Origin of the sequence: Paenibacillus sp. MDMC362, assembly GCF_003269305.1 — a bacterium.
Lineage (GTDB): Bacteria > Bacillota > Bacilli > Paenibacillales > Paenibacillaceae > Paenibacillus_AQ.
This window is the reverse complement of record NZ_QLYT01000025.1, coordinates 33,466-44,826: the sequence shown is the minus strand read 5'-3', so window position 1 is coordinate 44,826 and position 11,361 is coordinate 33,466. Positions and strand designations below refer to the sequence as shown.

The window sequence follows — 11,361 nt, the reverse complement described above, 5'->3', positions numbered from 1 at the left end:
TGATTTTATAAAAAAAGCCGTGACCAAGGTGGTCACAGCTTATGAATCCATTTGTCTCTGGTTTTTACTTCAAGCACGGACATCAGCTCTTCCTCATCGATCAGATAAGAGAAGTATTGCTTCAACTGGTCACGGAACAACAGCATCTCATCCAGGCTTAGTGGTATATCTTTGCAGGTCTTGAATAGATGAGCCATTTCACGGTGCAGGTTGAGACGGGATGGCCGTCCCTCCAGCTCCGGATCCACATTCTCGGTAATATAGCGGTTTGCCGGTAGGCTGTACGAATGCCTGCGGATGTATTCCTGCACCTCGTCGGAGGCCAGAAAATCAGCAAAGCTTTGGGCCAGAACCCGCTCTTTGGAGTGGGCGCTTACCCCGATCCCGGTGCCCAATAGCAAAGTTGCCCCATTATCAAAACGCGGCAAAGGCGCCACGTCATAAGTAAAGGACGCCCCCTTCAGCTGGTTGAGCAGATAATACGTCGTCAGAATGACGGAGACCTTCTGCTCGCGGAACAGATTCTCCGCTTCAAAAGCACCTTGAGCCAGCGCTAACGGGAACATGCCGTCTTCATGAATCAGCCCGCGGAGCCAGGACAGACCCTCAATCGCCCGGCTCCAAGACGAATCAATCTCCATATCGCCTCTACTCTGCATGAGGAAGATGGGCCATCGGTTCAGCGAATACAATTGCAGGGCCAGACTGTAACGTCCGGGGCTTTTCAACTCCTGCAGCATTCGCTGAAGATCGTCCCAGCTCCAACCACTGTCCGGCTCAAACTGGCGTTTTTCCCGAAGATGCTCTTTGTTGTAAGCCAAAATCACAGGAGAATGAATGAACGGCTGTGCCGCCAGCCGGCCTTCAGCATCCACGAAGGGAGCATGCAAAAAAGTGTAGGTTGACGCATAGGGCTGCTGCGGAAGAAACAGACCGGTATGTCCGCTCTCCTGAAAGTGCATCATATCCTGGATGTTGACGGACAGCACGTCCACAATACCAAGCCGCATCAGGTTCGCGATGCTTTCCGCATGTTCATAGGGCAAGTCCACGATTTCCACTAAAATATCCGGGTGCCGCTCCTGAAATAGGGAAAGCAAGGCTTCCATTTCCGCCTCTGCATATAGAGATGGATACATACCGAAACGAATCTTACGGACTTGTCCGGTAGAGGCAACCACTTGGGTGCCCACACGGGGCACTTTAACGATCACCCCTTCCTGGACCAGCTGGTCCAGCGCTTGCCGGACTGAATTTTTGCTTAGACCGTACAGCTCAATCAAAGATATTTCCGACGGAAGATAATCGCCCTGAGCGTAAATACCGCCTTTAATTTTTTGGCGCAGGTCGGTCACCATACGCTTCATTTTATTTTGAAAAGTATACCGGTCGGATTTAGCCATATGTGTCCACCTTTATTTACCATATCTGGTTTACTACATCAATCCATTCTTATAGTATACTCACTCTACCGTTCGTTTGGCAAAATGAAATCCCATGGAAACGGTATCTGAGCAAATCATCGTTGAATTAATATCAGCAAAAAAAGGATTTATCCATATCCTCTCGAACATGATATTTCGGTGCAAGGATTGCAAGGTTTCATGGGTTACCATCCGCTATACTCAAACTTGAAAGGATGGTCTGTATGGATTGGCTGGATCGTATGAACAACGTTATGGAATATGTAGAAAGACACCTGTCCGATACGATTGATTACGATATCGTGGCTAGAATTGCCTGCTGCTCAACATACCATTTTCAGCGAATGTTTCCGTTCATAACGAATGTGACGCTTTCAGAGTATATTAGGCGCAGGCGGCTGACCCTTGCCGCATTTGAACTGCAGCAGAGCCGCACAAAGGTCATCGATATTGCTTTAAAGTATGGTTACGAATCGCCTGAGGCATTTTCCAGAGCGTTTAAAAAAATGCACGGTGTGATGCCAATGTCAGCGCGCGACAAAGGGGTTACCCTGAAGGCCTATCCTCGGTTATCCTTTCACATTTCGATTCGAGGAGATGTTGAGATGAATTACAGAATAGAGGAAAAACAGGCTTTTGAGATGTTCGGCGTATCAACCTTGGTGAATAGCGATGGCGATCATCCTTTTGTTGATATACCTGCTTTTTGGACGAAGTGTATATCCGACGGCACCGTTGATCGAATCCGTACAGCTGCGGGGCTGGGGGAAAATGGTCAGATTCATGGGGTATTATACAACAAGGAAGGTGGAGAATTTTCCTACATGATCGGTTACTTTATACCCCAGAGTGGCATACCGGAAGGGTTTGAAAGGCTATCTATCCCACCTCAAACCTACGCGATATTCTCAACCGGCCTTTATCCCGACGGGCAAAGCGGGATCCATGCATTGTGGAAGCGCATTTGGGCAGAGTGGTTTCCAACCTGCCATTACGAACCGGCAAATGGGCCTGAGTTTGAAATGACGTACGATAGAGGCAATAGCATGTATGAAATGGAGGTTTGGATCCCTGTCGTTAAGAAAGCAGGGGTTTAGAAGGAGAAAAGCAGCACGAGGGTCAATCACTCGTGCTGCTTTCATCATTCACTGCGTGATTGAGCGCCTGTAAAAAAGCCGCCATGATAGGCGACTCTAACTCTTCATCGTTAAGTGAAAACGGGATACTTCCGGGCATATTGTTTGGACACCCGGTACAATTGCTCGACCTCCAATCGGTTGGTGGCACTGAACTCCTCATGATTTTTCGAACGGCAGCGATAGTTCGTCAGTACGCCCTCCAGCATGAGATAATACTTGGCGTTCACCGGGTAGAGCTGCCTTTCAAGAAATGACGACACACTTAGAAAATCGGACAGTTCCCCTGCCGCTTCCGGTTGACTTTCCCAATTTCGGAACAGCCACGTATACAACTCAGGGTGGAAGTTGGCCATCACGCCGCTGAAGCCGAAAGCGCCGATCCGGTAGCTGTCCAGGAGCGTAGCCGTGTTGGCGTTGAAGATTTTCAGACTCCCGCCCTGGACCGCCTCGAGTTTATCCCCGATCAGCTGCAGGTCGCAGCTCACGTCCTTGATAAACCGAAAGCGTCCGGTATCCGAGCATGTCTTCAGCATTTCGGGTGTCAGAAGGCGCCTATACGGGGCTGGACACTCATACAATCCGAGAGGTACGTGTTCCGGAATGCGCTCGAGCAGCTTATTGAGATTCGCCAGCCACACATCATCGGATTCCTCAGCCGCGGCGAGCCGGTTCGTGATTAGGACCACGGCGTCGACGCCGGTTTCCGCGATTGCGTTCAGCTCCGCTACTTGATCATCAAACGCATCCGATACATGACCCGATGCAATGACCGGTACCCTGCCGGCCGCCTTCGCTTTGACGAAGGCGGCGATCAATACGCGCTCCTCCAGGGTCAATGTATACATTTCGCTGGATTGACATACGGCAAACAGGCCGTCGGCCCCCCGCTCGATATACCAGTCGATAAGCCGCTCTAAGGCCTCGTAATCCACTTCGTTCTGCTCCGTAAACGGCGTTAGCATAACCGGCCAGTTGCCGTCGGTAATGATCTGATACATATGCGTCCCCTCCCAAGTGGTTCGTATCAATGGTTGAACATTATTCTTTTGCTGTGAGTATATTTTGCGGTTCCCTTCCTTCGAATATATCCAGCAATGCCTGAGCGGTTATCATGCTGACCCGCGTATACGTCTCGAAAGTTTCGGCTGCGGTGTGCGGTGTCGTAATCAGGTTTCCGATCTGCAGAATCGGATGGTCGGCGGATACGGGCTCGAACTCGTAGACATCGATTGCCGCTCCAGCGATAACTCCGGAAGACAGCGCCCGCGACAGCGCCTGTTCATCCACGACGGCTCCTCTCGCGGTGTTTATGAAAATGGCGGATGATTTCATCCTCTCAAAAGCCTTGTCATTCATAATATGGTGCGTCTCTAGCAGGCTAGGTAGATGCATGCTGACGATGTCGCTATGCGCCAGCACATGCTCGAAGGTTGTCAATGTAACGCCGTATTCGGATGCTTTGGCTTTATCTGGATATTTATCATAAGCGATAATCTCCACATCAAAGCCCTTCAACTTCTTCGCGGTGAGCTGGGCGATATTACCGAACCCTAGAAGGCCTATCGTTCCCCCGGCAAGCTCGGAGCCGACAAAGCGTTCCCAGCCGCCGTTCTTCGTCGATCGATCCAGTGCCGGAATGTGTCGTCGGACCGAGATCATCAATCCGATCGTAAGCTCGGCCACTGCATTGGCATTGCCCCTTGGTACATTGGTCACTTGTATTCCATATTTCCTTGCAGCCTCCAAATCGATATTGTCCACGCCGACGCCGAAACGGGCAATGCCTTGAAGCTGCGGCGCAAGCTTGAATACCGCCTCATTCCAAGTGTCCACGCCGGCAATGACGCCGTCGACCGATCCTACCACTTCCTTCAGCTCCTCGAACGTCAGCGGACGTCCGAAATGATTCTCGATAATCTCGCATCCATGGCTCTCGAGCAGCCGTTTCGCATCCGCACACAGTTTGGAATAATTCGTAGCCGTTACTAATACCTTTTTCGCCTTCATTATTTAACTCCTCCTACCGTCATTCCGCTTACCATATATTTCGATGTGAACAGATACATCACGATGACCGGAATCGATGCAATGATGGAGCCGCCCATCAGGGGTCCCCATGCGAATACGTCGCCGACGATCATATCCGACAGCCCCAGCGTGATCGTCTTGTCTGCGCCTTTAGTGACAACGACCAAAGCGTACAAGTATTCGCTCCAGCATAACGTGAACGAAAAAATGAAGGTAGCCGCAATGCCTGGCGCCGATAATGGAAAAATGATGTGGGTCATCGTACGGATTCGCGAACATCCATCGATCATGGCCGCTTCCTCGATTTCATCCGGGATGGATTTGAAATAGGAAATGAGCATCCACGTAGCATACGGAATCGTGATCGTCGGATAAATCAGCATGAGGCCGTAAATGGAATTGTTAATGCCGATTGCCGTCACCAGCATGTACAGCGGGATAAACAGAACGGCTCTCGGCATCAAGTATGCATAGAGAATGCTCTTAGAGATGAAGCTTCTCCCCCTAAACTTGAGCTTGGAGATCGCATACGCTGCCAGCATGCTGACCGTGATCGAGAACAAGGATACGATCAATGAGACGAACAAGCTGTTTTTGATATTCGTCATGAAGCCCTTTTCGTTGATCAGCTTATCGTAGGCAGTGCCGAGAAATTCCTTCGGCCAAAACGAAGGCGTCATGGAATAGATCTCCCCGTTGGATTTGAAGGAGGTAATCACCATCCAATATAAGGGAAAGAGCGCGAATATTAGCAGCAGCGCGAGCGTCGAGTATACCGTAATTTGTTTGCCGAGCGAATTCTTCATCAAGATCACTCCTTACTTGTCGGACGCTAGCGAACGCTTGGTCACATAATGGATCAGCATGATCAGCGGCGGCAGCGTAATGAGGGATATCGCAATGGCTTTACCGAGACTCATGTTCAGAAAGCCGACGGTATAGCTAAGCGTGGACAGCACCTGCGTGCCGTTGTCCGGGCCGCCGCGTGTCAGAAGCCAGATGATCTCGAAGTCGTTCAGCGTCCAGATGGTGGTGATGACGGAAGATAGAATGGTCACTTCTTTTACCGAGGGGAGCGTCATGTAGAAAAACCGCTTGACTGCTCCCGCTCCATCCAGCATGGCGGCTTCATACATCTCTCTGGACACCGTCTGCAGGCCGGCCAGAATGGCAATGCCCATGAACGGAATGCCGCGCCACACGTTGACGAGAATGACGGAGAACATGGCCAGGTCCGGTGTGGCCAGCCAGCCGACGGGACTGTCGATGAGCCCTGTTTTGAGGAGAATGGCATTCAGCACACCTCCGACGTCGGAATAAATCCACTGCCAGGTAAATACGGAAACAATGGTCGGAATGGTCCATGGAAGAAACAGCATCACCCTAAAAAAGTTTCGGGCAACGATATTCTCGTTGAGCACGAGCGCCATAATCATCCCGAACACCGCTTTCAGAATAACCGCCACCATCGTAAAGACAGCCGTGTTCCATACCGCCTTCCAAAACACGGAATCGGTAAACAACTCCACATAGTTCCGCAGCCCGATGAATGTTTCGGGAACGCCGACCACTTTATTCGTCAAGCTAAGATAGACCGCCCAGCAAAAAGGGAGCGCCATAACAGCCAGCAAATAAATTAGCACCGGACTCATAAGGAGGTAGGCCAGCCTGCTGCTTGTATCGCCTCGTTTCCGCCTCGGCGGAATCTTCCCCGGTGTTGTTTGGACTTCCAAGCTTTTCATTGAGAGCACCTTCTTTCTGTCGCTTCAGGATCGTCCGCAGCCACGGACCTTGCATCGATGCCTTGTATTCGGACTGCGGTAACCTGATGCGCGGCTAAGTCATAACCCTACTTCGCGTATACCGCCTCGATCTTACTCTGTAAATCGTCCACTGCTTGCTGAGCCGTGAATCCTGAATCCAGCAGCATTTTTTGGAAGACGTCGTTGACATATCGAAGATTATAAATCTCTCCAGCCTTCGGATTATACTCCCCTGGGTATCCAAGGAAAGCGAAATGTGCGATAGAGTCGACGAATCCCTTGTTCTTCTCCTCCTGCCACACGGATTCCTTTGCCAGATCCGTGTAGATCGGACCGGTCAATGGAGCCCCGTTCTGCACCCACTGGCCGTACCACGTTTTGTCCGTCATATATTCGATGAAGGATTTGGCGAGCTCCTTGTTCGGGGATGTCTTGAATATGCCCAGATTGTTGCTAATGCCAGGCACTACCGCTCCCTTCGGTCCTGCAGGCAGCATGGCAATCCCCGTGTTCTCGTACAATTCGGGATTATCATTCTTGATCGTCGCAGCCAAGCTGCCAACGTTGAAGATCATGGCCGACTGGCCGCTTAAATACGATTTGTTGTTGCCGCTGTCATCCCATCCGATGGAGCTTGGAGGCGTAACCTTATCTTCGATGAAAATGTCCCTGATCAGCTGAATCGCCTGAAGTGTTTCGGGCGACTTCACCGCCACGCTCTTGCCATCCTCGGTATCGAGAGAACCTCCGTAGGACCAGATGATCGCCCGGGTCAGCCATTCGGCATCCGAATTGCCTTTCCCGTAACCGAGCCCTGCACCGTATATCCCTTTGGAAGAATCCGTGAGTGCCTTCGCCATTTCACGGAACTCCTCCCAGGTTCCAGGCGGCTCGCTGTACCCGGCAGCCTGAAGCATGTCCTTGCGGTAATATAAAGCCGTGGACTCGGTCCAGAACGGCACCCCATATAGCTTGTCTTCGAACGTTACGGAGGTTTTCAAGCTGTCCTGTATTTCCCCGTTGGTGTTCTCCACCCTATCCACAACGTCGGTAACATCCTCGAGAACGTCCTTGGCGTAGAATTGTCCGACTTCCTGGTAGCCGAAGAAGGAGACGTCCGGCGTTGTACCCGACTCGATGGCTGCCGACCACTTCGGATAAAAGTCCTCGTACGCGATAAACTCCACGTTGACATTCACGTCATGCTCTTCCCCGAACTGCTTTGCCCTCTCTTGGATCATCTGGTTTTGCTCTTCGAACATTTGCTTCTTCATCCAAAATGTAATTGTTTCCTTCCCGGGATCGGCATTCCCTGATCCGCTGCCTCCCGTTCCCCCTACACTGCATCCTGCCATCAATATCATAGCTAAAGCTGCCGTTACCCATCGTATGGAGTTTTTCTTCCTCATCATCATGTTCACCCCTCAGCATATAGTGGAATGTCCTTACACCATTCATTGTAAGGGCTTCATAAACAGGGTTAAATGATATAGGCTTAACATCCGCTCTCCTTACTTAACATGATGGCCCAATCGAAAACAGCGGCCGAATAAGACAAAAAGGTCCGCTTCCAGCGCAAACGCATGGCTGGAAACGGACGGTATACAGTCTTTATTAGGGCTTTCCGGCTTCCAAGCTGTTTCGGTATTCTTGGGGCGTCACGGAATAATACTTTTTGAACACCCGAATAAAATAGTTCGGGTTGTGGTATCCCAGCTTCAGGGCAACTTCGAAGTTCTTCAAGGAGTGATCGGCCAGCAGCTCAGCTGCTTGCTCCATCTTTAGCCGGAGCACATAATCACTCAAGTTCGATCCGGTCTCCATTTTAAAGAGGCGGGACACGTGAACCGGATGCATATACATATGATCCGCAATGGCTTGCAGGGAAATATCCTGAGACAGATGGTCCCGTATGAACCGTTTCATCCGGGACACGGCAGCGCTCCGGTCGCTGCTCGTTGCCTGTTCGGCGCTCGACTCCAGTAGAGGCAGCACTTGGCCCACCCATTTGCCGAGCGTGGCCGCTGTCGTGCATTGCGACAGTCCCGTTACGTCCGCAAGGGACGCTCCGACGATATCGGCCAGACTGCGTCCGTTCTTGTGCGCATAAGTGCTTAGAGAGGAATATATAAAGAAAAAGGCCTCGATTACATGCGCCTGCGATTGGCTGTGCGCGAGCGACAATTCCTTCAGGATCTGCTCAAGCTTCTCTTTGACTTGCTTCCAACTGCCGGATTCCAGCAGATGATGGAGCAGCGGAGGCTCATAACACTTTTGCAGGGAACGGACCGGATGAAGCTCCTCTACATCTTCTGCGTAAACGAACATATCGCTGTGGCTGCCGATGTGGCGGCGCAAAGCGAAAAGACTGTCCTGATACAACTTTCGGACATCTTCCGGAAAGGAACCTCGTTTTCCTATCAGGACGGAGATCGTTCCTTTCAGGTAACGGCTGACGTTCATCTGTAACTGCGCCGCCAGATGCTTGAGTTCATTTTCCTGCGCATGCTCATGGGCGTGCATCCTATCCGCGGAATCATCGTTTTCAAAAATAAAAAAGACGAGATATCCGTGTATGTCCCTGCATCGCCACAACCGAAACCGTTCCCCGAAGATCTCGTCCGCCATGTTACCGATCGCGTACTCCATGATGGAGGAGTCATAAGGACTCATTTCCGTCAGACGGTCCTCCATCCGTACGAGCATCAAAGCCGCTTGATTCCCGATGGCGGATTTCATTTCAAGCAGCTCCAGTTTTTCGGCCCAAACGTTCTTTGGTGATTTCATGCCTTGAAGCAGCTGATTCAGAAATTCGCCTCGAATCTGAGGCAGATTAGCCCGAAATGCCTGGACCGCACGGTTGTAGGCTTCGCTGGACTCACGCTCCTGCCGCAGCGATTCCACAGCTCCGCCTACTTTTTCAAGAACGACTTCGTCGCTGACAGGCTTAAGCAGGTACTCATAAGTGCCAAGCGTTATGGCTTCCTTCGCGTAAGCAAACTCGGCATAACCGGACAACAGGATCGTTTTGATCTTCTTCCATCTCGATCTCGTGATTTCGACAAGCTCGAGGCCGTTCATCCGTGGCATCGTGATGTCGGATATCATAATGTCGACCGGCTGCGTCTGCAGTATTTCCAGCGCTTCGAATGCGGAGTATGCCTTGTGCACCCCTTCGATCCCGATTGTCTGCCAAGGTATCGTATGCGCCAACCCCTCTACCACGCTTGCTTCATCATCAACGATCAGCAATGTATACAACATCATCCCCCCTTGCCCTACTTGGATCTTCCCAGCATAATTCTACGCGAAGCCCCCCTGACGGCGATTCCGAGAAGGTCAAGCCCGCATGTTTGCCGTACCGGGTAATCAGTCTCTGATGAATGTTCCATAGACCGAATCCCCCGCTTTCGTTCAAGGGCTCCTCGACCTGCCGCTTCAGCTTGTCGATGATGCCGACATCCATGCCCTGACCGTTGTTGTCAATTCTAATTCTGCATCGACTCCCTTCGGTTTCTCCGGAAATATGAATCATCGCGAAATCCAATTGATCCTCGACGCCATGGATGACGGCATTCTCCACGATTGGCTGGAGCAGTAAGCGCGGAATCTCGAGCTGCATCATACGTTCGGGAAACTCGATCTCGAAGGTCAGGCGCTGAAGTCGCAGCATCTGAATCGTTAAATAATTGTCCACCAGCTTCACTTCCTCTTCAAGCGGCGCGGTCGGCTTTTCTAATCTCGTCGTATACCGGTAATACTCCCCCAAATTCAGGGCCATGGCCACGACAGCTTCCTTCTCACCGAGATTTGCCATGTTTTTGATGTAGAACAGGCAGTTATACAGGAAGTGAGGGTTGATTTGCGATTGGAGCTGCTTAAGCGTAGCTTCCTTGGATCGCAAAGACTCTTTGTATACCCGTTCGATGAGCTCCTCGATTTGTTCCGCCATATTATTGAAGGAGTGAAACAGATACATGAATTCGTTTTTCGGCGGATCCTTCAGGCGTGTCATATATTGACCATCCCTGATCCTTCTCACCGCATGAAGCAGGCGGGAAATCGGACGCTGAACATTGCGGTACAACAATAAGGTCAGCAGTAAGACGAGAACAAGCAGGAGCGATACGGAAATGTAAAAGAGGGTGCTGCTTAAGGTAATCGGGGAATATACGCTGTCCAGGCGGACGAAATCTACCAGATACCAACCCAAACTGCTGGACAAAACGTAATTCATTACATATTTGCCTTGCCCGGATTGCACGATACGGCTGCCCTCTTCCCCAAGCTGCATCTCGTTCAGGATGCCGGCCGCCATTTGAATCGTCTCCTCGACCGATGTGCTGTTGGTAATAACGGTTCCGTCAGATGCATACAGGAATGGCTCGCTATCCCCATCCTGCTTCAACCGATTCAGCATATTGACAAGATTCTGGTCGGTGAAACGGACCTCCACGATCAGATCTTGCGATGAAGCGGACGTTCTCATCCAGCTGAAAAAAGATTGTCCACGCGAATCCCGATGATAAGACCAGCTCTGCTCATGGGCATGAGCCAAGTATTCGGCATCATACCTTGCAGACAAATCGGTAGTCAGCAATTCTTGATGCTGCATCAGGTACATTAGGATTTGGCTGTCCCAGCTGCTAGTTGCAATCTGCATATTCAACATATCCGTGATCCGCTGCTGGCTGTCGATTCGTTCCATGAGGGTGCTCCGTGAGTACTCCGTCAGATAACTCTTGATCCCGTCATCATTGCTCGCAATCACCGAATATTTGGTAAGCTGATCGATCATGTTGTCCATCTGACTCATGAAGAACGTCAGTCGGTTCCGCTGGCCCTCCTCCACAGCTGAACGAACGACGTTGATGCTGACCTGATGGGAGTAGGCATACAGCAAAATAATCGGAATAACCAGGACCGCCAGCAATGTTGTTAGCTTCGCAAACGTACTTGTTCTTAACCGCTTCATCAAAAAACATACCCCCGTGTCAGAGCGATTCG

9 protein-coding genes are annotated in these 11,361 nt (G+C 50.9%); 1 reads left to right on the top strand and 8 read right to left on the bottom strand.

Annotation, left to right across the window (positions count from 1 at the left end; translation table 11 throughout):
• Positions 1-32: 32 nt before the first annotated feature.
• Entirely contained in the window at positions 33-1,403 is a 1,371-nt protein-coding gene (locus tag DP091_RS14175; protein ID WP_113058908.1) for an extracellular solute-binding protein, read from the bottom strand.
• A gap of 245 nt (positions 1,404-1,648) precedes the next feature.
• Between DP091_RS14175 and DP091_RS14170 the strand changes: the two genes are divergently transcribed.
• Positions 1,649-2,521, top strand: coding sequence for an AraC family transcriptional regulator (locus DP091_RS14170; protein WP_113058907.1), 873 nt, complete (start codon positions 1,649-1,651; stop codon positions 2,519-2,521).
• A gap of 110 nt (positions 2,522-2,631) precedes the next feature.
• Here the strand turns inward: DP091_RS14170 and DP091_RS14165 are convergent, their stop codons facing one another.
• From DP091_RS14165 to DP091_RS14135, 7 genes are all read right to left on the bottom strand, one after another.
• Positions 2,632-3,561 carry a dihydrodipicolinate synthase family protein gene (locus DP091_RS14165; RefSeq protein WP_113058906.1) on the bottom strand — a complete coding sequence of 310 codons (930 nt, stop codon included), beginning with the start codon at positions 3,559-3,561 and terminating at the stop codon, positions 2,632-2,634.
• A 40-nt stretch (positions 3,562-3,601) separates the two neighbouring features.
• Positions 3,602-4,570: a phosphoglycerate dehydrogenase gene (locus DP091_RS14160; protein WP_113058905.1), complete on the bottom strand. Its 969-nt coding sequence runs from the start codon at positions 4,568-4,570 to the stop codon at positions 3,602-3,604.
• Positions 4,570-5,397: a carbohydrate ABC transporter permease gene (locus DP091_RS14155; RefSeq protein ID WP_113058904.1), complete on the bottom strand. Its 828-nt coding sequence runs from the start codon at positions 5,395-5,397 to the stop codon at positions 4,570-4,572. Before DP091_RS14155 ends, DP091_RS14160 begins: the two co-directional genes overlap by 1 nt.
• Before the next feature lie 12 nt (positions 5,398-5,409).
• Positions 5,410-6,333, bottom strand: coding sequence for a carbohydrate ABC transporter permease (locus DP091_RS14150; RefSeq protein WP_113058903.1), 924 nt, complete (start codon positions 6,331-6,333; stop codon positions 5,410-5,412).
• Positions 6,334-6,440: 107 nt separating this feature from the next.
• Positions 6,441-7,766: an ABC transporter substrate-binding protein gene (locus DP091_RS14145; protein ID WP_258394509.1), complete on the bottom strand. Its 1,326-nt coding sequence runs from the start codon at positions 7,764-7,766 to the stop codon at positions 6,441-6,443.
• Positions 7,767-7,968: 202 nt separating this feature from the next.
• Complete coding sequence (locus DP091_RS14140; protein ID WP_258394516.1) at positions 7,969-9,618, bottom strand: response regulator; 1,650 nt, start codon at positions 9,616-9,618, stop codon at positions 7,969-7,971.
• The gene (locus DP091_RS14135) at positions 9,593-11,329 is read right to left on the bottom strand and encodes a sensor histidine kinase (RefSeq protein ID WP_113058900.1); all 1,737 of its coding nucleotides are present in this window, start codon (positions 11,327-11,329) and stop codon (positions 9,593-9,595) included. The genes DP091_RS14140 and DP091_RS14135 overlap by 26 nt, the downstream gene beginning before the upstream one ends.
• Positions 11,330-11,361: the final 32 nt, after the last annotated feature.

Bases quoted from the DNA above. Each gene is read 5' to 3' on its own strand.
- DP091_RS14150 (WP_113058903.1), bottom strand. From the start codon at position 6,333: ATGAAAAGCTTGGAAGTCCAAACAACACCGGGGAAGATTCCGCCGAGG.
- DP091_RS14155 (WP_113058904.1), bottom strand. From the start codon at position 5,397: ATGAAGAATTCGCTCGGCAAACAAATTACGGTATACTCGACGCTCGCG.
- DP091_RS14135 (WP_113058900.1), bottom strand. From the start codon at position 11,329: ATGAAGCGGTTAAGAACAAGTACGTTTGCGAAGCTAACAACATTGCTG.
- DP091_RS14160 (WP_113058905.1), bottom strand. From the start codon at position 4,570: ATGAAGGCGAAAAAGGTATTAGTAACGGCTACGAATTATTCCAAACTG.
- DP091_RS14170 (WP_113058907.1), top strand. From the start codon at position 1,649: ATGGATTGGCTGGATCGTATGAACAACGTTATGGAATATGTAGAAAGA.
- DP091_RS14145 (WP_258394509.1), bottom strand. From the start codon at position 7,766: ATGATGAGGAAGAAAAACTCCATACGATGGGTAACGGCAGCTTTAGCT.
- DP091_RS14175 (WP_113058908.1), bottom strand. From the start codon at position 1,403: ATGGCTAAATCCGACCGGTATACTTTTCAAAATAAAATGAAGCGTATG.
- DP091_RS14165 (WP_113058906.1), bottom strand. From the start codon at position 3,561: ATGTATCAGATCATTACCGACGGCAACTGGCCGGTTATGCTAACGCCG.
- DP091_RS14140 (WP_258394516.1), bottom strand. From the start codon at position 9,618: ATGTTGTATACATTGCTGATCGTTGATGATGAAGCAAGCGTGGTAGAG.